A 23,720-nucleotide genomic window follows, 5' to 3' on the forward strand; every position below is an offset into this window, starting at 1 on the left:
GCCCAACCTTTTGAAGGTTGGGCGCTCGCATTTTTAGGTCTGCTGATCATCCAAAATCAAATGCAAATGCAAAAGCTTTTGGTTAAAGAGTAATTGCAACGCCTCCTACTATGGCTAATCTGTAGTTAAAAATAAAGTAGAAAAAATAAGGACTTTTGCACAGGAGAAGTACACCACCCACTATGGTGCGGAAGTAACTTCCGTTCCATAGGAAGAGGCTCTTAAATATTCCCTTTAAGCTTTAAATGAACCAACCTAAAAGAGCAAAGCTACTATTCTTTTATATATAGAGATGAGTTGTAAAGTGTAATTAACCAGATAATTGTGAGTAATGGTCTAAGTGAATAGGAGCTGGCATGTAGACTTGGCACGGTTTTTACATTTAGCTGAACATAAGCTGCAGCACTTATTTGAACATGCAAAGATTTTACTACAATGAAGAAAATGTTGGTGGTGGTGATTGTTCTGCTGGCAGGGCTTTCAACAAACGTATTTGCCCAGGATGGCAAAGTAAGATTAGGGATAAAAGGTGGCTATAGCGTTACCGGCTGGCAGGGTGAAACCGTGAAAAGTTTCAAAGATTTGCTGGAGTACACCAATGGCAACGTGCAAACAAAATGGCGGCAAGGCTTTCATGCCGGAGCTTACCTGAGTGTACCGTTAGGGGCAGGATTTGAATTTGAACCTGGCGTGCAGTATTCACAAAAAGGAATGGCCTTGGAAGGACGCGTACCCGGGGAATCCATCGAGTTTTTAAATGCCAAGGTGACGGTTACGAATAAAGCAGAATACCTGGATGTGCCTTTGCTGGCAAAAGTGTATTTGGGAGAGGGCTTTAACCTGTTTGCAGGTCCCCAGCTATCGTTTCTGCTTTCAAACAAAGTAAATGTGAACGCAGGTGCCTTAGGCTTTTCGGCCTACAACAATGACTTTGACTGGAAAACGCCACAGCGAACCGTTGATGTAGGGTTCTCGGCGGGGGCCGGCTACCAATTTCAGAACGGGTTGAACGTGGGCGGTAGCTATGACTTAGGTTTGACCACCATAGATGATAATGCAGATTATAAATCGTACAACCAAGGCTTTAAAGCCTCTGTTGGTTTCAGATTTTAAAGGATTAGTGTATAGTGAATGTGTTATAGGATGATTAAAAAAGAGGCGGATATTATCCGCCTCTTTTTTTGTTTATTTCTTAGCGATGGCGCCCTTTTTGCTTTTAGAGGTTTTTCCCTTAGCCTTGGTAAAGCTGGAGAATAGCTTATCCGTTGGTATTTTTTTGGTGATCAGGCCGTAGATTAAGGCGGCTCCGGCTGCAGCTCCGGCTGCGTATAAAGCAGTTCTTAACGGAACGTTGGCGGCGGCTTTGCCATTTACGCCATCGGCGCTGGTGGCTGGGTTCTGGGTGGCACCTTCACGTAGTTGGTGCAGGCGGGCCAGTACATCTGTAGAAGCTTCACGCTGGCGTAGTACCGCTCCGCGAACTTCAGCTGGCAGCTCATGGTCTAAGGCATCGCGGTAGGCTTTCTGAGCCCACTCTTCCCCGTAAATGCATGAGCCTAGAATGGCTTCTTCGCTAAAGCCTGTTAAGGCTGCTTTAAAGTCCATCCAGTCACGGTACAGTTTACCTTTGGTGGTAGAGTCTCTTTCTGGGCTGCCGCCGTAGTTCTGAATAATCATATTCAGTTCATTGGCAAAGGCAAGCCGCTGCTGCGAGAATTTGCGGTAAATATCTTGGCGTAGTTCGTTTTTACTTTCTTGGGCGGCACGCTCATAGCCTTCCAGCCCGTCATGTACAAATTCGTTCAGTTCTCTGAGAACCTGTACTACTTTTTGTTTTTCGTTTGCTGACATAGTTCTATTGTAAGTTTCAACTTTTATCAACGGGAACAGACGCCGCAGGTTTAGGAAAAATGACGGAAAGATGATGATTAAGCCTGTAAAAAGCGTTATTCGCAGCCGGCAAAGAACTGCACTACCCCAAACCGGCCACTCTCCAGCAGTTTTTCCTTTTCTTTCTCAGAAAGCCGCTTCACTTTTGGGCCAAATCCGGCGGTGCTCACTGATATGGTGCGGTCCCAGTCGGCAGGGGTGAGTTCGTGGCGGTTCAGGTTTTCAATGATAATGCGGTAGAAGGCGTTCATGTATTCTTTAAATCCATCTATTTGGTGCGGCGCCAGACCTTTGCGCTCGGCATCATACTGAATCTGGTCATCGTGGTCTAGCCGTATGCCAATGGTTTCAGGGTTGATGAAACGGATCTTAGGATCAGGTAAGGAAGTGGCTGATTTATGAAAGTACCGCGGGTGGTCAAACACCATGATAGGGAAATTGGCCAACAGCCCGCCGTCAATCATTACATCGGTTCCGCCATTGGGCAAAGGCTTTTGATGCACCTGCCCCAGGCTGTCTACCATCACAGCCTGAAAATACAGTGGCACTGACATAGAGATTCGCACGGCATCCTTCACCCGCATCTTGGGGTAGGTTTCGTGGCTAAAGGTTTCGGTGCGCTGGCGGCTGAGGTTGGTGCCGGTGATGTATAAATCGCGGTAGCCGTTCTGGCCGGCCAGGGCGTGTAGTTCAGCGAAAGTTAAATCAGGATTGCCTGTTTTCTGCTCTATCAGTTGGGCCAGCCAATTGGTGAACTTCTCTCCGCGGTACCAGCCGTAGCGTTTGGCCATGCGCGTAAAGCCGCCAATGAAAAGCCAGCGGCCGTCGTTAAACTGCTGCACCGGAGTTTTAAAGGTAATGTCTGTGATTTCTTGCGGAGTATAGCCTAGAGCTAACAGGCAAGCCTGAATAGACCCCGCCGAAGTGCCTGCTACACGCTCAATGTCTTTCAAAATCCCTCTTTGTTCCAGTTCAGCCAGAGCTCCGCCGTAGGCAATGCCCCTGATGCCGCCGCCTTCCAACGCGAGGTTCCGGTAAACGGTAGTTGCGCTGTTATTCTGGGCTAATGCTTCTGTAGAAACCAGCAAGCAAAGCAAGACCAGAGAAGAGACAAGCCGTTTTAGGGCTACTTTCCGGAAAACAGCCCCAAAACAGGGCATGAGGTTAATCAATTTCAAATTGCAGGGGCAGGTTAAAGGGTAATTGCCTTCGTTTGCTACGGCTGTTAAGGTCGGCCAGAAAACTGTTGATGGTATCTTGGTACTCTATGTGCAGGTCTTCGTGCAGGTGCTTCTGAATGAGCATCATGGTGCGCAGCGTCATACGGGCGGTGGCCACATAAAAGCCTTTGTAAATACTCTCGAACTGGCCGGTAAAATTGTCGAAGATGAGTTGCAGGGTGTAAATGTGCAGTTCTACTTCGCCTTTGCGGTCTTTGGTGATGCGCTGGTAACGGGCTATTTCCTGTGTTGCTTTTTTCAAACCTCGGCTCAACGCTTTGCTGAGGGAGCGCCCACTAACGGTAAACAGAATGTCATGGATGGTTTCTTGGCTTCGCTCAAAAACAGTCTCCAAGGTTACATCCTCCAGCAGTTCAAACGCCAGCATATCGTAAGCCTCGGCGTCTCGCCGGACTAACCGCAGAATCAAGGCTTCTTTCTCTTTCTCGCCTAACTGCTTCAGCGCCTTCTTAAAATCAGCGGAGGGTACGGGCATTGATTATTATTTTGTTGTAGAAATTTTATTTCAGTTCAAATACCACTTTTACAGTAGCAGAAACTGAAACACTTTGCGGTATTTCAATCAAAGATCCACCCTCCATAGTAGCAGGGGCAGAAATGGCATAATCAGCAACCTCAACCCTAGAGTAATTTCGGAACACAGGGTCTGATTCATCGGCATCGGCTACTTTTACTATACGTTTTAGCTTTCGGTTGGCGGCCGTCGCCAAAGTCTCGGCTTTAGCCTTGGCGGCTTCAACTGCCTTTGTTAATACCTCTTTTTTAATTTCCTGCTCTTTGGAGCTTTTGAAGTTGCTGCTGAACGTAATAACTCCCTCCCTTATGAGTTTATCCTGAATGGCAGAGTACGTCATAATAGAATCAACAGTAAAAGATACATCCTGTGTCCCTTCAAAATACCAAACTACCTTTTCATCACCTCTATCATAGTCTGGCCGTTTGCCTACCGCGAACAGTGTGTAAGAAATTTTGTTGGATGGTATGTTTAGCTCTTTTAAAATCCTGACAACCTTATTTTCCAGCCTTTTATGTTTAATATAAACACTGTCAAGGCTGAGGGAGTCTCTGGTGTGAAGGGTAATAGAAAACTGTACTTGGTCAGCAGGGGCTTCAACGGAGGCTTCGCCAAGTACTACAATTCTGTTTTCAGGTGAAATAACCTGTGCTGAGACAGAAAATGATATTAGCGATAGCAGTAGGAATACATATTTTTTCATGGATGTTCTGATAAGCTTAACTAAAGGTAGGGAACGATAAGCTAAGAATTTGCAGGCGCTGTTAAAGTTGATCTGTTTTTTGGAGCTGTTTTCTGAATAACAGCCCTAAAACACAGATCCTATCTCTATAAGAAGTCTTCGAAATACTGTGTCACTTTGCGGTAGAGGTGCACACGGTCTTTGCCGCCTACGTTGTGCGGATGGCCGGGGTACACGAAGTAATCTAGCAACACGCCTTCGTCTACGGCTCGTTTCACAAAGGCCAAGCTATGCTGCCATACCACCACATCATCTACAGTGCCATGAATCATGAGCAGGCGGCCTTTCAGGTTTTGCACGTGGTTGAGCAGGTTTGCTTGGTTGTAGCCTTCCATATTTTCCTGCGGAGTGTCCATGTAGCGCTCCGTGTACATGATTTCATAGTACTTCCAATCAATTACCGGACCGCCGGCAACGCCTGCTTTGTACACATCGGGGTACTTAAGCATGAGCGATGTGGTCATGAAGCCGCCGTAGCTCCAGCCATGTACGCCCATTCTGGTTTCGTCTACATACGGCAATGATTTGAGGTATTCCACACCCTTCATCTGGTCTTGTAACTCAACAGTTCCCATTTTACGGAAGAGAGCCTGCTCAAATTCGCGTCCTCTATCGGCGGAGCCGCGGGAGTCAAGTGTGAAGACGATGTAGCCTTTCTGGGCCATGTACTGCATCCAGAGGTTAGAGCCGCCCAGCCAGCCGTTGTTAATCAGCTGCACATGCGGGCCACCGTACACGTAGGTAATAACAGGGTATTTCTTGCTCTTGTCATAGTTGGGCGGCGTGATCATGCGGCAATACAGATCTGTACCATCATCGGCTTTAATTGGAAAAATAGTGGTTTCACCCAGCTTGTAGTCTTGCAGCGGGTTAGGAGCTACCAACAATGTTTTGGCTATTTTCCTGTCAGAGGTGTTCAGAACCCGGATGGTGCGGGGCGTGACGGGGCTGCTGTAGTTGTCAATGAAATACTGGCTATTGGGGCTGAGTGAAACGTTGTGCATACCGCTCCCCTGCGATATTTTGCGGGTACGTCCGTTGCTCAGGTTGACTGCATACAAGTGGCGCTCCAGCGGGTTGTCTTCCGTTGAGGTGTAAAAAACCTCTTTGCCTCCAGAGCCGAAACCTTCTAAACTTTTCACTACCCACTCGCCTTTAGTGAGCTGTCGGATAAGTTGACCGTTGGTGTTGTACAGGTACAGGTGGTCATACCCATCGCGCTCGCTGATCCAGATAAACTGATTTGTATTGCCCGGTACAAAAAACAGTTCATGCTCAGGCTCTACCCATTTGTCATTTCGCTCCTCAAAAAGCGTTTTTACGAACGCGCCAGTGGTGGCATCGTACTGGTTCAGCTTCATGTGGTTTTGAGCACGGTTCACCACGGCCAGGTAAATATGCTGCTCGTCTGGGCTCCAGGTAATGTTGGTGAGGTACTGCTCAGCGGGTTCGCCTGTTTGTAGAAAGATAGTTTTTCCGGTGGCGGTGTTGTAAACACCCACTGTCACGTGGTGGCTTTTGCCTCCGGCCATAGGGTACTTAATGTTGTTCACAGTAGCTGGCAACGGCGATATATCTACCAGCGGATAATCGGTGATCATGTTTTGGTCCATGCGGTAGTAGGCTAGTTTGTTTCCGGAGGGGCTCCAGAACGTGCCCTTCGTAATGCCGAACTCCGACCGGTGCGCCGCCTGTCCGTTCACTATCTCCGGATTGGTTTCTTGGGTGATTTGTTTGTTTTCGGCGCCAGCCTGTGAAATGTACAAGTTGTTGCCCAGCGTAAAAGCCAGCCTTTGTTTGTTTGAGGAGTAGTCTAGATTCTCCGCTTGCGGATTATAGCTGTAGAACTTCTGTGCCGTTTTAGTCTGAACGTTGAACCGGTACAGTTGCCCCCGCTGGTTCACCAGCAGTTCATTACTATTTAGCCACTGCAAACCGCCCACGCTGCTCACCTTGTTGGCTCCGGCTTTTTCCAGCCCAGCGCTTAATTGGGCTGCCGTCAAGACTACTTCGGCATTGCCGCGTACTGTGCCCCGCATGAGCTGCTCCAGTTGCCCGCGCTCATTGGCTTGGGCGTAGCTATAGTAATTGGTGCCGGGTACCCACGTCAGTTGCCGTAAATTGGCAGGGGAAAGGCTAGGGTTCTGAAAAGCATCTTCAATGGTCAGCAGCTTTTGCTGGGCTTGAGCCGAAAGTGCCAGTAAAGCTAATAGCCACACAAGCGCGGTAGGTTTAAGAGAGAATTTGTGCATAAAGTGAAGGGTGAGACAACTGTTGAAACTGCCGTTTTTAGTGTAACGCTACAGTAGTAATTTATTTCAAAAATAAACTAAAACTAACGTTCTTTCAGGAACAACCCTCTTTTTTTAACTGTTTTACTTTTGCTGAGGTACAACAGGTGATATTTCTATAACTCAAGGGAATTGCTTAATTTTGTGTTATGGACATTTTAACTGAAATTCTGGAGCAGGAAGACGTTCTGTTGTTAGAGGAAACCACTGATATGCGTGAGCTGGTGGTGTATAACGACGACGTCAACACGTTTGAGCACGTGATCAACACACTGGTGCAGGTGTGCCGCCATACACAGGAGCAGGCAGAGCAATGTACCATGTTAATTCACTACAAAGGTAAGTGCACTGTAAAATTGGGTGAGTTTACCGAGCTTCAAACCATGTGTACTGCCATTCATGACCGGGGTATCTCAGCGGATATTGTATAACCCTGACTTACTTGGATGAATTTCCCTTCAAAGCTGATTGAAAATGCGGTAGAGGAACTGGCAAAGTTGCCGGGCATTGGCCGGAAGACGGCGCTTCGCCTGGTGCTGCACCTGCTCAAAGCCGAAACCGAAGATACTAACCTTTTATCGTCTGCCTTGGTGCGCATGCGTACGGGCATTAGGTACTGCAAAACCTGTCATAACATCTCAGACCAGGAAGTTTGCGGCATCTGCTCTAATCCGCTGCGTGACCGCACTATTCTTTGCGTGGTGAGCGATATGCGTGACGTAATTGCTATTGAAAACACCTCTCAGTACAAAGGCTTGTACCATGTGTTGGGTGGCGTTATTTCTCCTTTAGAAGGTATTGGCCCATCAGACTTGCACATACAGTCATTGGTAGAGCGTTTGCCTTCTTCTGAGGTGAAAGAAATTATTTTGGCCCTTAGCCCTACCATGGAAGGTGATACCACCGCCTTTTACCTTACCCGCAAGTTGAAGGATTACCCGGCTCGTATTTCCAGTATTGCGCGTGGCGTACCTGTGGGTGGTGAGTTGGAATACACTGACGAAATTACTCTGGGCCGGAGTATTCTGGACCGGACTGCCTACAGTAGTTAAGCTGGTTTGTAAAAGATTTCAAAAATATAGCCAAGAAATTGGCAATTAAGCAGGAACATTCGTTCCTGCTTTTTTATTTTTGTTTTTCTTTGGCAAATCACCCGCGTCCCCAGCGTATTCCGCCATCACCTAACGTCTATTGCTTGAAAGACCTCTCTGTCATTATTGTCAATTACAATGTAAGCTACTTTCTGGAGCAGTGCCTGCTTTCTGTTAAAAGAGCAGTGGCCGGTCTAGACGTGGAGGTGTTCGTGGTGGACAATAATTCCGTAGATGGCTCAGTGGAGATGGTACGGCGACGATTCCCGGAGGTGATTCTTCATGCCAACAAAGAAAATCTTGGCTTCTCGAAAGCAAACAATCAAGCTATGAGAGAGGCGCAGGGTAAATATGTGTTGCTCCTGAACCCTGATACGGTAGTAGAGGAAGACACCTTCTTGAAGTGTTTCCGGTACATGGAAGAACACCCCGAAGCAGGGGCGTTGGGCGTGAAAATGATGGATGGCGCCGGAAAGTTTCTGCCAGAATCCAAACGGGGAATGCCTACGCCCTGGGTCGCCTTTTCTAAAGTTTTTGGTTTATCTGCACTGTTTCCTAAATCAGCTACCTTCAATCGGTACCACTTAGGTCATTTGTCTGCAGATGAAACGCATGAGGTAGATATTTTGGCAGGAGCTTATATGTTCATGCGGGCCGAGGCACTTGACAAGGTGGGGCTACTGGATGAGACGTTCTTTATGTACGGGGAAGATGTAGACCTCTCTTACCGTATTCAGCAAGGGGGCTACAAAGTCATCTATTTTCCTGAAACCCGCATCATTCATTATAAAGGCGAGAGTACCCGCAAGACCAGCGTGAACTATGTGTTCATGTTTTACCGCGCCATGATGGTATTTGCTGAGAAGCACTTCAGTGGGCGGCAAGCCAAATTTTACTCTTACCTCATAAAGCTGGCCATCTACCTGAGAGCCGGTTTAGCCATTGTTTCCAGAGCAGCGCAAAAGCTTTTTCCTTTGCTGTTAGATGGTATTTGCCTTGCCATTGGGGTGTTGATAGGGGAGAGGCTGGTGCAAGACCCCTTGACCCTTGGCTTTACACCTAGTTGGGCCGTTTACTTTTCGCTTTGGTTTGGTGCTGCGTTTTTTAGCGGGGCGTATGATGAACCAAGCAAACTCTACCGGTTGGTGCGGGGAATGCTCATAGGTAGTGTGCTGATCATGGCTTTCTCCAGTATCATGGGTGTAACAGATGTGCTAGGGGTAACAAACAAAAAACATTTGCTCATTGCGGTGTCTGTAGGGTTAGTGGGAATGGCTTTCTGGCGTATGTTTTTGCATTGGCGACAGTATGGCAACTGGCGCTTTGGAGAGCCTCGGGCAAAACGTATTGCTATTGTAGGCAGCCAGAAAGAAGTAAAGCGGGCCACCTCACTTTTACGCGAAGTAGGTTTGCATGACCCCATTGCCAAGCTGGAAACCCAGAATGCCGAGGCAGATCTGAGGCAGCTACAGGAAATCATCAAGATTCACAAAATCAATGAACTGATTTTCTGCGGCAAAGACCTAGCCGTTTCACAGATTATTGAATGGATGGTGCAGGTGCATGACAATGCCATTGAATTTAAAATACTGCCTGAGAACAGTACCTACATTATTGGCAGCAGCTCAAAAGATGCCCGCGGTGACTATTATGCCCTGCATATTGAGGTGAACTTACTGAATCCTTACCACCGTAGAAATAAATTTATGGTGAATTCACTGGTAAGCCTCCTGCTGTTGGTGTGCGCACCGGTGCTTATTTTGGGGATGAAAGGGAAAAGCCAGTTTTTGAAGAACTGCCTGGCAAACCTGGTGGGGCTGTACCAATGGGTGGGCCTCAAAGCAAATGCTACCCCAGACTCTAAACCGGCTGTGCTCTCACCGGTTGATAAAATTCAAAGTGATCGGTTAAGCCAACCCGCCGCCCGTCAAATTGAAATTGCCTACGCCAAAGATTATTCTGTATTCTCTGATTTAGAGATAATCTTCAAGAACATCTGGCAATTGGGCCGTAAGGTATAAAACAGCATTAGACTATTCAGGTCTGAGGTACTACTTCTTTTTAGCATCACTACTGGTGTTTTAGATCTGTTTTATGAAAAATAGGTCAAAAACAACACTTCATTAAGCTTCCATTCTTCTTTAAAAGTAGGTTCCATGTCTTTACTGGCATCAACAGCAACTCATATTATATTCAATGGTTGAAAAGCTGGTTCATGTGCAGGAAAATCAGACTTTTAGTAAATGATTTGACAGATGAAAGGCTACTTTCGCTAATATTTTAATTATTTTTTCTAGAAAACTCTATAAAAACAGTAAAAGCCCCTATTTTTGGGGTATACCTTTAATGTCTGTTTAGGAATGATTACGACCGAACAAAAAACTCTTTCTGATCGCATTACCTCACTTGCTGAGTCTCAAACCATTGCCATGGCCAAAAAAGCCCGTGAGTTGGCGGCCAAGGGCGTGGATGTTATAAATTTAAGTTTCGGGGAGCCTGATTTCCAGACCCCTCAGTACATTAAAGATGCGGCCAAAAAAGCCATAGATGATGGCTACACTTTTTATACCCCCGTTGCTGGTTACCCTGAGCTGCGCAAAGCCATTGTAGAAAAGCTGAAGCGCGACAATGGGCTGGAGTACGGACCTGAGAACATTGTGGTGTCAACCGGTGCCAAACAATCTATCGCCAATGCGGTTATGTGTCTGGTAAACCCCGGTGATGAAGTAATTATCTTCTCGCCTTACTGGGTAAGTTACGAAGAAGTAGTGAAGCTAGCCGAAGGCGTTCCAGTTGCTGTACGCGGGCCATTGGAAAATGATTTCAAAGTAACGCCTGAGCAATTTGAAGCAGCCATTACTGACAAAACCAAGTTGGTTATGTATTCTTCGCCTTGTAACCCAACTGGTTCAGTGTTCACCAAAGACGAGTTAGAGGCTTTTGCCAGAATTCTGGAGAAACACCCGCAGATACACGTGATTGCTGATGAAATCTATGAGTACATCAACTTTACCGGAGAGCATTACAGCCTTGCCAGATTTGATGCTATCAAAGACAGAGTGATAACTGTAAACGGTTTTTCTAAAGGGTATGCCATGACTGGCTGGCGTGTGGGCTACATTGCCGCACATAAATCCATTGCCGATGCCTGCGACAAAATGCAGAGCCAGATTACCAGTGGAACTTGTTCCATTGCCCAGAAAGCAGCTCAGGCAGCGCTGGAAGGCGGAAAAGAGTCGGCAGAGGAAATGAGCGCCTCTTACTTGCGTCGCCGCGATTTAGTTATAAAGTTAATGAATGATATACCGGGGTTCAAAACGTATGAGCCGAAAGGCGCATTCTATATTTTCCCTGACGTGAGCGCTTTCTTCGGTAAGTCTGCCGGCGACCAAGTGATTGAGAATGCCAATGATTTGGCTATGTACTTACTGAATGATGCCCACGTATCGTTGGTAGAAGGAGGAGCTTTTGGCGCACCACAATGTATCCGCTTCTCATTTGCCGCCTCAGACGAAAAGCTGACTGAAGCGTTAGGTCGCATTAAAGCTAGCTTAGCTAAATTGTCATAGGTGTACAGGCGATTCTGCAAAAGAAAGCCTTGTAAATAGTAAAGACGCCAGACATTCCTCATCTTTGTGGTGCGGAATGCCTGGCGTTCTGCTTTTAACCACTTTTTCAGATAAATGCCAAGTCAGAAGAACCTCTCTTCTTTGTTTGAGCGCTTCAGCCAGTTACGGGTGCTGGTGGTGGGCGATGTCATGATAGATGCCTATTTGTGGGGCAAATCTTATAGGTTATCTCCGGAGGCACCAGTGCCTATTGTGAACCGCTTGAAAACTGAGCAACGCTTAGGTGGAGCCGCTAACGTAGCGCTAAATGTTCAAAGTTTAGGTGCCACGCCTTTGCTTTGCTCTGTAGTTGGAGATGATGAAGACGGCGCCGCTTTGGTGCGGTTGCTATTGGAGCAAGGCCAAACCGACGAGGGGATAGTGCTTAGCCCCGAGCGCCCCACCACTGTAAAGCAACGCATTATTTCAGGCGGTCAGCAACTCCTCCGCATAGATTCAGAGGTAGAGACTGACCTTACTGAGTTTGAGCACCGGGCTTTGGTAGAGCGATACTCTAAATTATTGGCTTCTGCCGATGTGGTTATTTTTGAAGACTATGACAAAGGCGTGCTCAGCACCCAGGTCATTCAAGATCTTCTTCAACTGGCAAAGGAACGTGGTGTGCCCACTGTGGTAGATCCCAAAAAGAAGAACTTTCTTTCCTACACCGGCTGCACCCTGTTTAAACCAAACCTGAAAGAGCTCAAAGAAGGCTTAAAGGTAGATTTTGCTGATGCCAACTTAGAAGCTTTTGAAGCAGCCGTTGATGCATTGCAAGAGCGTATGGCGGTAGAGAATGTTTTAGTTACTCTTTCTGAACGCGGTGTGTTTGGGCAAACAAAAGATGGTAAAAGAACTTACTTAGATGCCCATGTTCGTACTATTTCAGATGTCTCAGGTGCCGGAGATACGGTAGTAAGCATAGCTGCCTTGAGCATAGCCGCAGGGCTACCATTGCCTGCTCTGGCAGAACTTTCTAACTTGGGCGGCGGCCTTGTATGTGAGCACGTTGGGGTAGTGCCTATCAATAGGGAGCAACTGCTGCATGAGGCGCAAAAGTCTGAAGTGCTACAAAGAGAGTTGCTCGAACTGGAGGCTTAGCCGTAGCAAATGGGCTGTCGTGCTTAGCCTAATCATTTAAACATCTGCTACTGCCATTGCTACCTGAGCTATTTGTGGTTGATGTAGCATTCAGGAAACTCTAGTTTAGAAAAGACGAATTGTCCGCTAACTAATGTGCTGTGCGGCGTGAAGTTTTCCTCTAAAATTATTATCTTCAACAGATTACCAGATTAAAATATAGAGGAAGAAGCGGTTGGTTGGGTACGAATGTAATTTCTTATGGAACCACGTGTAGACCAGAAACACAGTGCTTTATACGCTGTTAAATCTTTTTTTAAAAGTAATCTGCGTCTGTTCGTCTTCCTGCTCCTGATCACATTTTTATTTGGGGCACTCTTTATTTCCGCAGACTTTTTAAATAATCCTTACCGCAGCTTTTTAGATTTTCTCATTATTGCTTTACAATGGGGAGTGGTACTTTTTGCTACGTCAGGCCTGTTGTACCTGCTGGCAATTAACAAATACATATTTGCTGCTTTCTTTCCGATACTCACCATTGCCTGTGCGGTATTGGCTTATTTTAGAGTAACGGCAAATGTGATCTTCACCCCAATGATCTTAGACGCTGCGTTAGACAATGATCTGAGAACGTCGCTTGATCTGGTGTCTTGGTCTGTTGTATTGTTTGCTGCTTTTTGTGCCTTGGGGGCAGTATGGGCTGCCGTCTATCGTTTTAAAAATATTTCCGTTTCTCAAAAAGGAGTACATTTAGCCATTGCGGCAGGTATCATTATGCTGCCTGTTTTCCTGGTGAGCTCGTTAAAAGCGCCGGTTTCTGAAAGAATCCCTTATGTGCTGTTTTTTACCGTAAACAAATATTTAGCTGAAAAAGAAGAAATTAGGAGCGTCAGAAATAGCATTAGTGACGGTGCTTCCAGTTCTGTGGATTCTCTTACCGTTGTTTTTGTGTTAGGGGAGTCTTTACGGGCAGACCATCTAGGACTAAATGGTTACCACCGAAACACAACGCCTCATTTGTCGCAGAGGAAGGCTATTTCCCTGCCCCACGTTTACTCAGAATACACTTATACAAACAGAAGTATCCCTCATATTCTTACCAGGGCAGACAGTGCGCATACAAACAGGGCCTTTACAGAAGAATCTTTTATTAATGTTTTCAACAAGAGTGGTTTCTACTCGTCTTGGTTAGCGAACCAAGAATCGGCAGAGAGTTATGTGTATTTCATGAACGAGGCCAAGAACCTTTCTTATGCTAACTTAGGGAAAACACCTTACAGTTTTGAGAAATGGGTAGATGGGGAATTACTTCCTCTTTTAGAAAATGAGCTCCAAAAGAAGCAGCCTAAAAAGTTGCTTGTTTTACATACGGTTGGCTCTCACTGGTGGTACAATTCTCATTTTACGCAGCCTTATCAGCAGTTTACACCAGTAGTGAAAAGCCGGGTGATTTCTGCCTGCACAGCCGAGGAAATGATTAACTCTTATGACAACACTGTTTTGTACACTGACTATTTCATACATGAGGTAATAAAGAGAATTGAAGACCAGAATGCAATCTTAATATATCTTTCAGACCATGGGGAATCTCTGGGTGAAAATGGGTATTGGCTGCATGCTACAGATCGGCCGGAGGTGCATTCTGCCGCAAGCTTTGTGTGGGTTTCTGAAAAGTACGGTCAAAGATTTCCCAAAAAAGTGTCAGCATTGAAAGAAAATGCAGCTAAACCTTACCGAACAGACTTTTTGTTTCACTCTATCTTAGATGCCGCCGAAATCAAATCACCTTACCTGCAAGAAGAGTTAAGCATTTTTAAGGGCAAGAATTAATGGAAAACGAACGGTTTTTGTGGGTTGACTATGCAAAAGCAATAGGTATTTTCCTGGTGGTGCTCGCCCATACACCCCTATGGACACCTGCCCAAAACTTTATCTATGTTTTTCACATGCCCCTGTTCTTTTTCATTTCAGGGTATCTGTTCAGCCATAGAAAACATGTAACCTATCTGGCCTTTATAAAGCGCAGAACTAAGCAGTTATTAGTTCCTTATCTTTTTTTCAGTGCGATTACGTTCTTGTTCTGGCTTTTTGTGGGTAGAAAATTTGGAGACGATGCCGGAGCTTCGGTGCTGTGGTACAAACCATTATTAGGTATTCTTTACGGAATAGGCCGTCCGCCGTGGTTGGTTCACTGCATTCCGCTTTGGTTTATTCTATGCCTCTTTGTGGTGGAAAACATCTATTACCTCATTTTTAAGAACACAGACAAAAAGTTTTTGCTCTTGGTGCTGTTTGGGGCGCTTGGTTACATAGACTACCAGTACAATCCTGTCAGAATGTTTTGGAGCGTGAATACAGCCTTAGTGGCGTTAGTTTTTTACGCAGCAGGAAACATTTATAAAGAGAAGGTAAAAGAATTTTCCGCTTTCAAATCTGCTCCTTTAGCGGGTTGTTTAGTAGTTGGAGCTCTGTTGGTGTATGCTTTTTCTTTGATAAATGGCAGAGTCAACATGCATGTGCATTACTATAACAACTATGCGTATTTTATGATAGGTGGCTTTATAGGAATAGGAATGTGTATTGCGGTATCTGTCTTATTGGGTCGCCTTAGAATAGCGGATGGGGTGGCGGAATTCATCTCTAGAAACACTATCATCATTCTAGGTTTCCATTTAATGGCCATAAGCTTAGTGAAGGGGGTGGTGTATTTTGTACTCAAGACACCGTTAGAAAGCTTGAATGAAATGTTTGCCGCCAATCTACTTTTAAGCTTCGTGAGTTTTTTGTTGCTGTACCCGGTAATATTTGTTTTGAATAAGTGGTTTCCTGCTTTGGTTGGAAAAAGAGCCACACAACCTGTGTCTGCTAAACCATTAGGTCAGGTGCCGATCTAAAACTTTGTTGTGGCTTTAAAAAAGAACGGCTTCCCGCAGCAGATGCAGGAAGCCGTTTTAGCGTTGTTTTCATAAAAACAGGCCGAAAACAGGAGTTATTTCTGGCTATATTCCTTAACCGTTTGAATAAAGCATTTCACCTTCTCTGGGTCTGTGTCTGGGTAAACGCCGTGGCCAAGGTTGGCAATGTGGCGCCCTTTTCCGAAAGCATCCAGCATTTTAATGGTTTCTTTCTTCACACCGTCAAAAGAGTTGTAAAGAGCACAAGGGTCTAAATTACCTTGCAAGGTTTTGCTGTCCCCGAAGATCTGGCGAGCCTCTTTTACATCCATATTCCAGTCTAACCCGATAACCTGGCAGTTGAGCTGCGTGAAGTCCTGCATTGAGAAAAAGGCACCCTTCGCAAATACTGTCACTGGTACTTCTGGCAAGGCGTTACAGATTTCAGAGATATAGCGGTATGAAAATTCTTTGTAATGCGCCGGAGGCAAAATGCCCGCCCATGAATCAAAAATCTGAATTAAGTCAGCACCGGCTACCACTTGGGCTTTTAAATAAGCAATGGTGGTAGCAGTAATCTTCTGCAATAATTTATGTGACAGCTCTGGCTCTGTATATAGCATTTTACGTGCCTTGGAGAACGTCTTAGAGCCACTTCCTTCTACCATGTAAGCGAAAATGGTCCAGGGGGCGCCGGCAAAGCCGATCAGCGGTACACGTCCGTTTAGTTCACGTTTGGTGACTTTAATGGCCTCCAGCACATAGTTCAGGTGCTCGTATGGGTCAGCTACGCGCACATTCTCTACATCGGCAGCAGTTTGTACGGTGTTCGGGAAGAGCGGACCTCTTTTCTCCACCATTTCATAGGTTACGCCCATGGCCTCGGGTACTACCAGAATGTCAGAGAAAATAATAGCGGCATCCACGTCCAGTAAGTCAACAGGTTGTATGGTTACCTCGGCGGCAAGGTCTGGAGTCTCCACCAACTCTTTGAAACCAGAGAGGCGCTCACGAACCGCACGGTATTCTGGTAAAATTCGTCCAGCCTGGCGCATAAGCCACACAGGAGTTCTTTCAGTAGGCTGGCCTAGGGCAGCACGCAGGAACAGGTCATTCTTTAATTGCATAGGGCAAAGATAAGAAAGGATACTAAGACTCCGTTAGCGCTTTTTGGGCCTGTTTTCTAAAAACAACCCTAAAACGCAACCTGAGCGTACCAAAACAAGTTGCCGTCTTGAGTCTTGAGTCTTGAGTCTTGAGTCTTGAGTCTTGAGTTACGATCTGAAAAGGGCCAGCAGGGCAGTTACAATAAAACTTACACCAAGAGAAAGCACAATAAAGCCCATGATTTTGGCCAGCGCCGCCAAACCCGCTTTGCCCATGAACATAACCAGGCGCGGAGAAAACAGCAAGATGAGGTAACTAACCAGCCCTAGCAGCACAATGGCCAGAATGGTTAACCCCATGTCAATAATGGTAAGTGATTTGGTGAAAAGGCTTATCACCACTGCAATAGAACCAGGGCCAGAAAGCAGCGGCATAGCCAGGGGGGTAAACGAGATGTCTTCTTTCTCTACCCCTTCGGCAACCACCTCTTTTGAAATCTTTTTGCCTTCCTCTGCTTTAGGCTGCAGTAGTTCAAAGCCTGCCCGCATGATCATAATGCCCCCAGCAATGCGCAGATCATGAATTCTCAGGCCAAAGAAATCAAGCACGGCCTGACCGGCAATAAAAAAAACCGTTAATATAAGCACCATGAAAATACAAGCCTTTAAAGCTTGTTGGGCGCGTCTTTCAGAGGTGTCGTCTTGCGTGAGGGTAAGGAAAACCGGCATGGCCCCAAAAGGGTTTACCACTGAGAATAAAGCTGAAAAAGTGGCAAGCAGAATTTCCATCGCCTTAAAATACGTGAAAATGTATGAGAACTACTAAAAGTGCTATAAACAAAGAAAGAGGGCATTAGCCCTCCTTCATTATTGATGATAATAAATGTTCTTATACGAAGAAGCTGAAAAACGCAGCTTTAGCCTGACTGAAAAATCCACCTGATTGCTCAGCGCTTGAACCCATTCTGCGGGATGATGAAGATGTTCTGGTTTGCTGACGCAGTTGTAATCTTTGTAAAGCTGCTACTAACCAAGTCTTGGCAGACTCACCTCTCTCAATAATGCCAGATACACCTGGGTGCCACAGTTTTAAAATATTAGGACCCATTAAAGCAGGCACTAACACATAAGCATGGGTTCTAACTTGCTGAGCCAGCAGCTTTGTTAGTAATAAAGAATCTGGTTCGAAATTAAGGCTCTCACGACCTCCAAAGACAATAATTTCTCTTGTTGAATTCCGCACCTCATTGAATTGGCGCTCATACTCATCATAAGAAAATGTCCTCAACTCGATAGGCTTAGAATAAAGATTCTGTTTGTCTAACGCTTGGCAGATCATGCCAGCAAAGGCTTTATCATCCTCTAAGAGAATTAGGCGATAAGGATTTGACATAAATTGGACTAAAATGCTTTTGGGAGATATGCTTCGAGCGGTGCAGGTAGCATGCTGCCAATACGAATTTTTAGACTAAGAGGTTATGATTTACAGTAATTACGTAATATTGTGCAATATATTGCACGGGTGTTACATTGCAAAATATAATTTTTACTCTTTTAAAATGAACAATATTAAACTTGGTATTTTAGGCGGTGGGCAACTTGGGCGTATGCTAATTCAAGCGGGGTTAGACTTCAATTTAACCGTATCTGTCTTAGACCCAGATGAAAACGCACCGTGCCGCAACCTGTGTGAAAAATTTGTTCAGGGAAATCTGCTTGATTTTGACACTGTGTACAATTTCGGGAAAGGCTGCAATTTAGTTACCATAGAAATTGAGCACGTAAACGTTGATGCGCTTTTCAAATTACAAGCCGAAGGAGTAAAGGTTTACCCGAAGCCTGAGTCTCTTAAAATAATTCAGGACAAAGGATTGCAGAAAGAGTTCTACAGGGAAAACGCCATACCTACTGCAGATTTTAGACTGCTGCAGGACCAGACGGAACTTGCTGCCCACGCAGAGTTTTTACCTGCGTTTCATAAACTCAGAAAAGGGGGGTATGATGGCAATGGCGTAAGAAGACTTACTTCTGCCGCTGATTTCCCAAAGGCATTTGAAGCACCCTCAGTACTAGAGAAGTTAGTAGATTTTGAAAAAGAAATTTCTGTGATCTGCGCCCGCAGTGCCAATGGTGAAGTAAAAGCTTTTCCGGTAGTGGAACTGGTGTTTCACCCAGAGCATAACTTGGTAGACTATCTGCTGGCTCCGGCACAAATTGCGTACAAGCTGCAACGTATGGCCATTGAAATTGCAACACATGTAACCACTGCCCTAGACATGGTAGGCCTGCTGGCGGTAGAGATGTTTCTGACCCGCGATGGACAGATACTAGTAAATGAAGTTGCGCCAAGGCCTCATAACAGCGGACACCATACCATGAAGGCAAATGCTACTTCTCAGTTTGAGCAACACCTGCGGGCAATACTGGGCCTGCCCCTAGGCGACACTGAATTTCATTGCCCCGCTATTATGCTGAACTTACTTGGTGAAGCCGGATACTCTGGTGAAGCCAAATATGAAGGTCTGGACGAAACGTTACAGGAAGCAGGCGTATATTTGCACCTTTACGGAAAGAAATATACTAGACCTCACCGCAAAATGGGACATTTAACGGTGCTGGCCCCCACAGTGGAAGAAGTGAAAGCCAAAGCGGAACAAATTAAGAACCGATTAAAAATTATTGCATGAGCCAAATAGAGAAGAACCAGCCTCAGGTGGGGATTATTATGGGCAGCCAGTCAGACCTCAAAGTTATGTCTGCCGCTGCTGATATACTGGAGCAATTGGGAGTTCCTTTTGAGTTGACCATTGTGTCGGCGCACCGCACCCCGCACCGCATGGTAGAGTATGCAGAGAGCGCCCGTAAAAAAGGTTTGAAAGTGATCATTGCCGGTGCCGGGGGGGCAGCTCATTTGCCTGGTATGGTAGCCGCGCTTACCACTTTACCCGTGATTGGGGTGCCCGTTAAATCCAGTAACTCAATAGACGGCTGGGATTCTATACTCTCTATTCTGCAAATGCCTAGCGGAGTTCCTGTAGCCACGGTGGCCCTGAACGGTGCCGCTAACGCCGGTTTGCTGGCTGCTCAAATTCTAGGCACTACCAGTGCCGTAGTTGCTGATGCTCTAGAGAAACACCGTACCACCCAACGCGAGAAAGTAATGCGCTCAGTAGAGCAATTGAAACGCGGTGACCTTGATGTAGATTAACACTACCTTCTTGCTACAGTTCTTGAGAATTACAGATGCTGCCACGCCCGCATTTAAGCAGGCGTGGCAGTTGTATGAAGAAGCCTTTCCGCCAGAAGAGAGAAGGCTATTACTTCAACAACAAAGACTGCTGCAAGAGCCACATTATCAGTTCAAGATCATACTGGTAGATAATTCCTTTGTGGGACTGTTTTGTACATGGCAGTTCCCCTTATTTTCTTTTCTGGAGCATTTTGCAATAAACCCCAGTTGCCGAGGCAGGGGAGTAGGGGCGGCGGCGTTGCGTCTGTGGGTTGAGCAGGCAGCTCTTCCCCTTGTGCTTGAGGTAGAGCTGCCTGAAACTGAAACAGCAAAGAGAAGAGTGAAGTTTTACCAAAGAGCAGGGTTCTATCTAAATGAGCACAATTATCTGCAGCCTCCTTATTCCCCTGAAAAAAGTTGGGTTCCTCTGCAAATCATGTCTTACCCACAATTATTAGAGAAATTAGATTTTGAAAGAACTGTACAAATAATTTACCGGCAGGTCTATCAGCTCAATTCTTATAAACCTAACTGACCTTTCCCTTTCTAATTAAAAGCTATAGCTTAAAAGAAAACTCAAGTTTTTGATGGCCGTCATGCCAGAGTTACTATCATCAATGCCATTTAAAGAATTAAACCGGGCTTCAAAAGAAAATTTGTGACCGTTTATTCTTTGCGAAACACCAGTTCCAGCCATCACTCCAAACATGTAAATGCGTCTTTCGCCAGAAAGTAACTGGAATTCTTGAGGCTCTTTAGATTCTTGGGTGGAGGTATGGATATAATGATTACTGCTGCTAAGGTTAAGGGCATTTTGCACTCCAAGGTTGATGAAAGGTTTAAAGTTGCCAGTTGAGAATTCTTGCTTAAAATAAAGAGGCAACTTCAGTGCTTTAAGTTGAATTTCCATTTCATATTTGCCGCCTAAATTATGCTCTAAGGCATCAGTGTATTGATGCTGTGTATATAAAACATCGGTTTGCAAAAAGGTGTTTCTCCCTACTAAAGTCAGTGGTAAACCTACAGTTACCCCTGCCACTATGTTTGTACCACCTGGCAAATTTCTGTTGTTCATGTAAGAAGAAGGTGTCCGCAATAGCGCAAAAGTTGAATGGTGCGAACCTGCTACCACACCAAAGTATAGTTTTGGTTTTTCCTGCTCTTGTACAAACAATGGCTCTGCAGGATGGGCACATTGGTTGTATTGCACAACCACCTTTTTGAGGTCACGCCTATTCAGATTAACATAGTTGATGGTAGGCAGCAAATCAGGACATCCCAAAAAAGCTTTGTTTAATATGCGCCTATACTCTTTGTCTAGAACAGTTACTTCGCCAATAGAAGGTTGAGTTTGCTTGATTTTATTGATTCTGAGTTCTTGTAGGGTATCAGATTTGATTAAATAATAATGATCCTTGCCATAATTGTCCCGGTGGGAATAAAGACTGGCTTTCCCTTTGACAAGAACATTAAGAAAAATGCTCTGAACAGAATCTTTCCAGATGAGCTTTTTAGATTCAAATCTATCTCCTTTTTCAAAGCCATAGCCTTGTATATCATTAGGTAAGTAAGTTGTTAAACCAGTCTCGGGTGACGGAGCAAAAGAGGCACTGATACCACTTTTTATGATGTTCTTTTGCTGTAAAAACCCTGTAATGGTATCACCATTGCTGATTATATAGCCTGGCAAGAGATCATTTTGCGCAAACGCACCGCCCCATACTAAACAGATGACAAACAGTAGTAAAGCTTTTTTCATGATAAATATTAGATGCAAAAAGGTAATTAAAATTTAGGTGAATATCTTTTATAGATGGCTCGGTTAGGTTTCAGCTAAGTTGCTACATTTTTTATGATTCTACAGCGAATGGTACAGGTAATAATGTGAAAGGCAACATTGGGTGGTATAAAAGTGAACTGTTCCAGTCAAAGATCTACCATTGCACTCTATTAAAGATATGAAGGCTAGATAATTTTAGATTCTTTTTAAAACAGTTTGTCTATGTGCAGCGGACGTTGCAGCATTCATGTATGTCATCCGTGTAACTGTTTTGTCTTATTATAGTACAACATACTATTTAACAATTACCATAAAATGATGGTGAAGCCTACACACCTACTCTTGTTCTGCACTGTCATTTTCTTAATGTCAAGCTGCTACAAATTGAGGGGCCACTACGGCGGGCCACAAAGCTTTGCTACGCAGTCTCGTTTGATCAAGCCTTCTGATGTTGCTTTGCCCGCTTGGTACTCCATAGAAATGGTGGCCACAGGGTTGACATATCCTACTGGTATGACGTTTGATGAGCAGGGTACTCCGTATGTTACAGAATCTGGATATGCCTACGGGGAAGTATGGCTGCCACCTAGGCTCCTTAAAATAAATGCTGACGGCAGTACTACCCAAGTGGCCGCAGGCGACAAAAATGGCCCCTGGACAGGGGCAGTCTACCACAATGGGTTTTTCTACGTGTCAGAAGGTGGTGAACTGGAGGGCGGCCGCATATTAAGAATAGCTAAAGATGGAAAAACTACGGTGCTGGTAGAAGGTTTGCCTAGCATGGGCGATCATCATACCGATGCCCCAATAGTGGGGCAGGATGGCTATTTATACTTTGGCCAAGGTACGGCCACCAATTCTGGCGTGGTGGGGCCAGATAACTACAACTACGGTTGGCTTAAGCGTTATCCTTCCTTCCATGATATTCCGTGCAAAGACATTGAACTGGCCGGTCAGAATTTCACCTCAGACAACCCCTTAACCGAAGCCAAAGGTGACAAAGCCATAACCGGAGCTTACTTGCCCTTTGGTACGCCTAGTCAGCCGAACCAAGTAATTAAAGGGGCTGTGCCATGCTCTGGGGCAGTTTTCAGGGTTCCGCTGCAGGGAGGGCCGCTGGAATTGGTGGCTTGGGGACTGAGGAACCCATTTGGCATAGCTTTTTCTCCGGAAAACAAACTTTATGTAACTGACAATGGCTACGACACCCGGGGTAGCCGACCTGGCTATGGATCGGGAGACGTGTTGTGGGCAATTGAGCCGGGGCAGTGGTACGGCTGGCCTGACTATTCCGGTGGACAGCCTATGAACACAGAAGATTACGAGACACCTGATAAAGATCCTAAATTTCTTTTGGCCAAGCATCCAAACTCTCCGCCTAAACCAGTGGCGGTACTGGGCGTCCATTCCTCATCGAACGGGCTAGACTTTTCAAGCAATAGCCAGTTCGGGTTTCAGGGAGAAGCTTTTATAGCCCAATTTGGCGACATGGCACCAGAGGTTGGCCGTATTTATGGGCCCGTGGGGTATAAAGTAGTGCGGGTGAACACCAACACCGGTGAAATCACTGACTTTGCCGTGAACAAAGGAAAAACGAACGGACCTGCCTCAGAAATGAAGCACGGCGGACTGGAAAGACCCATTGCAGTAAAGTTTAATCCATCCGGAACTGCCTTGTATGTAGTTGACTTCGGGGTGATGCCCATGACCGAACAAGGGCCAGCACCCAAGCAGCAGACGGGGGTGCTCTGGAAAATAACTAAAACTACCGCCAAATGAACAAGCAATCTCTTCTTCAGATAAACCTGACGCTGGTTATATGGTGTATGGGTGTGCTTCTCTTACAGAGCTGTGGCAGTGCCCGCCGAAGCGAACCCATCATAGGGCCTTTGGCTTTACAATCTCAGCAACTGGAGAATGGGCGGCAAGTTTTCATGCTGAACTGCCAGAAGTGCCATCCCGCAGGAGAGGCAGGATTAGGACCACCTATTAACAATGTACCCTTGCCCGGAGCTGCCCTCAGGTTTAGGGTTCGCAGCAGAGCCTTTGCGTTGGGTATTGGAAGAATGCCCTCATTCAAAGAACATGAAATCTCAGATGAGCAATTAGATGACCTGGTGAAATATATGAAGGCGCTGCGACGGCATAAGACAAAACCAGTGGCTTCGGCTAAGAGACTGTTTCCGTTTTTGGCCTGATTTTTCAAAAAGAGGCTAAAAACGGCTTTGCCTATTCTTAATATTTCTGCGTTTTT

The 23,720-nt window shown here is 45.6% G+C and carries 22 protein-coding genes; 13 read left to right on the plus strand and 9 right to left on the minus strand.

Translation table 11 applies throughout. The features are described from left to right. The first annotated feature begins 435 nt into the window (after positions 1 to 435). Entirely contained in the window at positions 436 to 1,113 is a 678-nt protein-coding gene (locus tag A8O23_RS20300; RefSeq protein WP_239693464.1) for a porin family protein, read from the plus strand. A 72-nt stretch (positions 1,114 to 1,185) separates the two neighbouring features. Here the strand turns inward: A8O23_RS20300 and A8O23_RS20305 are convergent, their stop codons facing one another. The 5 genes from A8O23_RS20305 to A8O23_RS20325 form a co-directional block, all read right to left on the minus strand. After that, positions 1,186 to 1,851 (minus strand): ferritin-like domain-containing protein, encoded by a 666-nt coding sequence (locus A8O23_RS20305; RefSeq protein WP_153042307.1) that lies wholly within the window; start codon positions 1,849 to 1,851, stop codon positions 1,186 to 1,188. 95 nt (positions 1,852 to 1,946) lie between these two features. Beyond that, positions 1,947 to 3,068 (minus strand): patatin-like phospholipase family protein, encoded by a 1,122-nt coding sequence (locus A8O23_RS20310; RefSeq protein WP_082883191.1) that lies wholly within the window; start codon positions 3,066 to 3,068, stop codon positions 1,947 to 1,949. Further along, a complete protein-coding gene (locus tag A8O23_RS20315) occupies positions 3,055 to 3,606 on the minus strand; it encodes a hypothetical protein (RefSeq protein ID WP_066625711.1) in 552 nt (183 codons plus the stop codon). The genes A8O23_RS20310 and A8O23_RS20315 overlap by 14 nt, the downstream gene beginning before the upstream one ends. A 25-nt stretch (positions 3,607 to 3,631) precedes the next feature. Then, positions 3,632 to 4,348: an SIMPL domain-containing protein gene (locus A8O23_RS20320; protein WP_066625713.1), complete on the minus strand. Its 717-nt coding sequence runs from the start codon at positions 4,346 to 4,348 to the stop codon at positions 3,632 to 3,634. A gap of 125 nt (positions 4,349 to 4,473) precedes the next feature. Beyond that, positions 4,474 to 6,639: a S9 family peptidase gene (locus tag A8O23_RS20325; RefSeq protein ID WP_082883192.1), complete on the minus strand. Its 2,166-nt coding sequence runs from the start codon at positions 6,637 to 6,639 to the stop codon at positions 4,474 to 4,476. Between the two features lie 188 nt (positions 6,640 to 6,827). Between A8O23_RS20325 and A8O23_RS20330 the strand changes: the two genes are divergently transcribed. The 7 genes from A8O23_RS20330 to A8O23_RS20360 all read left to right on the plus strand — a co-directional run bounded on the left by A8O23_RS20330 (position 6,828) and on the right by A8O23_RS20360 (position 15,351). Beyond that, positions 6,828 to 7,109, plus strand: a complete 282-nt coding sequence (locus A8O23_RS20330; RefSeq protein WP_066625715.1) for an ATP-dependent Clp protease adaptor ClpS — start codon at positions 6,828 to 6,830, stop codon at positions 7,107 to 7,109. Positions 7,110 to 7,124: 15 nt separating this feature from the next. Then, positions 7,125 to 7,730 carry a recombination mediator RecR gene (recR, locus tag A8O23_RS20335; protein ID WP_066625719.1) on the plus strand — a complete coding sequence of 202 codons (606 nt, stop codon included), beginning with the start codon at positions 7,125 to 7,127 and terminating at the stop codon, positions 7,728 to 7,730. A gap of 143 nt (positions 7,731 to 7,873) precedes the next feature. After that, positions 7,874 to 9,790 (plus strand): glycosyltransferase family 2 protein, encoded by a 1,917-nt coding sequence (locus tag A8O23_RS20340; protein WP_066625722.1) that lies wholly within the window; start codon positions 7,874 to 7,876, stop codon positions 9,788 to 9,790. Positions 9,791 to 10,129: 339 nt separating this feature from the next. Then, a complete protein-coding gene (locus tag A8O23_RS20345) occupies positions 10,130 to 11,338 on the plus strand; it encodes a pyridoxal phosphate-dependent aminotransferase (protein WP_066625726.1) in 1,209 nt (402 codons plus the stop codon). Positions 11,339 to 11,452: 114 nt separating this feature from the next. Further along, complete coding sequence (locus tag A8O23_RS20350) at positions 11,453 to 12,478, plus strand: bifunctional heptose 7-phosphate kinase/heptose 1-phosphate adenyltransferase (RefSeq protein ID WP_066625730.1); 1,026 nt, start codon at positions 11,453 to 11,455, stop codon at positions 12,476 to 12,478. A 240-nt stretch (positions 12,479 to 12,718) separates the two neighbouring features. Continuing rightward, positions 12,719 to 14,287: a phosphoethanolamine transferase gene (locus A8O23_RS20355; protein ID WP_066625731.1), complete on the plus strand. Its 1,569-nt coding sequence runs from the start codon at positions 12,719 to 12,721 to the stop codon at positions 14,285 to 14,287. Further along, the gene (locus A8O23_RS20360; protein WP_066625732.1) at positions 14,287 to 15,351 is read left to right on the plus strand and encodes an acyltransferase family protein; all 1,065 of its coding nucleotides are present in this window, start codon (positions 14,287 to 14,289) and stop codon (positions 15,349 to 15,351) included. The genes A8O23_RS20355 and A8O23_RS20360 overlap by 1 nt, the downstream gene beginning before the upstream one ends. A gap of 95 nt (positions 15,352 to 15,446) precedes the next feature. On the opposite strand, the gene hemE is transcribed toward A8O23_RS20360, so the two are convergent. From hemE to A8O23_RS20375, 3 genes are all read right to left on the minus strand, one after another. Beyond that, a complete protein-coding gene (hemE, locus tag A8O23_RS20365) occupies positions 15,447 to 16,478 on the minus strand; it encodes a uroporphyrinogen decarboxylase (protein ID WP_066625733.1) in 1,032 nt (343 codons plus the stop codon). 147 nt (positions 16,479 to 16,625) lie between these two features. Then, on the minus strand, positions 16,626 to 17,246 hold the full coding sequence (locus A8O23_RS20370; RefSeq protein ID WP_066625739.1) for a MarC family protein: 621 nt from the start codon (positions 17,244 to 17,246) through the stop codon (positions 16,626 to 16,628). A gap of 100 nt (positions 17,247 to 17,346) precedes the next feature. Next, positions 17,347 to 17,850 (minus strand): hypothetical protein, encoded by a 504-nt coding sequence (locus A8O23_RS20375; protein ID WP_153042308.1) that lies wholly within the window; start codon positions 17,848 to 17,850, stop codon positions 17,347 to 17,349. 166 nt (positions 17,851 to 18,016) lie between these two features. On the opposite strand from A8O23_RS20375, the gene A8O23_RS20380 reads away from it, so the two are divergent. From A8O23_RS20380 to A8O23_RS20390, 3 genes are all read left to right on the plus strand, one after another. Further along, positions 18,017 to 19,144 carry a 5-(carboxyamino)imidazole ribonucleotide synthase gene (locus tag A8O23_RS20380; protein WP_066625743.1) on the plus strand — a complete coding sequence of 376 codons (1,128 nt, stop codon included), beginning with the start codon at positions 18,017 to 18,019 and terminating at the stop codon, positions 19,142 to 19,144. Next, positions 19,141 to 19,665, plus strand: coding sequence for a 5-(carboxyamino)imidazole ribonucleotide mutase (gene purE / locus A8O23_RS20385; RefSeq protein WP_066625746.1), 525 nt, complete (start codon positions 19,141 to 19,143; stop codon positions 19,663 to 19,665). Before A8O23_RS20380 ends, purE begins: the two co-directional genes overlap by 4 nt. Before the next feature lie 70 nt (positions 19,666 to 19,735). After that, positions 19,736 to 20,221, plus strand: coding sequence for a GNAT family N-acetyltransferase (locus tag A8O23_RS20390; protein WP_161486776.1), 486 nt, complete (start codon positions 19,736 to 19,738; stop codon positions 20,219 to 20,221). Positions 20,222 to 20,236: 15 nt separating this feature from the next. On the opposite strand, the gene A8O23_RS20395 is transcribed toward A8O23_RS20390, so the two are convergent. Next, positions 20,237 to 21,445, minus strand: coding sequence for an outer membrane beta-barrel protein (locus A8O23_RS20395; protein WP_066625752.1), 1,209 nt, complete (start codon positions 21,443 to 21,445; stop codon positions 20,237 to 20,239). Between the two features lie 405 nt (positions 21,446 to 21,850). On the opposite strand from A8O23_RS20395, the gene A8O23_RS20400 reads away from it, so the two are divergent. Together A8O23_RS20400 and A8O23_RS20405 are read left to right on the plus strand one after the other, a co-directional pair. Then, the gene (locus tag A8O23_RS20400; RefSeq protein WP_239693465.1) at positions 21,851 to 23,245 is read left to right on the plus strand and encodes a PQQ-dependent sugar dehydrogenase; all 1,395 of its coding nucleotides are present in this window, start codon (positions 21,851 to 21,853) and stop codon (positions 23,243 to 23,245) included. Further along, positions 23,242 to 23,664, plus strand: coding sequence for a c-type cytochrome (locus A8O23_RS20405; protein ID WP_082883194.1), 423 nt, complete (start codon positions 23,242 to 23,244; stop codon positions 23,662 to 23,664). Before A8O23_RS20400 ends, A8O23_RS20405 begins: the two co-directional genes overlap by 4 nt. Positions 23,665 to 23,720: the final 56 nt, after the last annotated feature.

This window comes from Rufibacter roseus (genome assembly GCF_001647285.1).
Taxonomy (GTDB): domain Bacteria; phylum Bacteroidota; class Bacteroidia; order Cytophagales; family Hymenobacteraceae; genus Nibribacter; species Nibribacter roseus.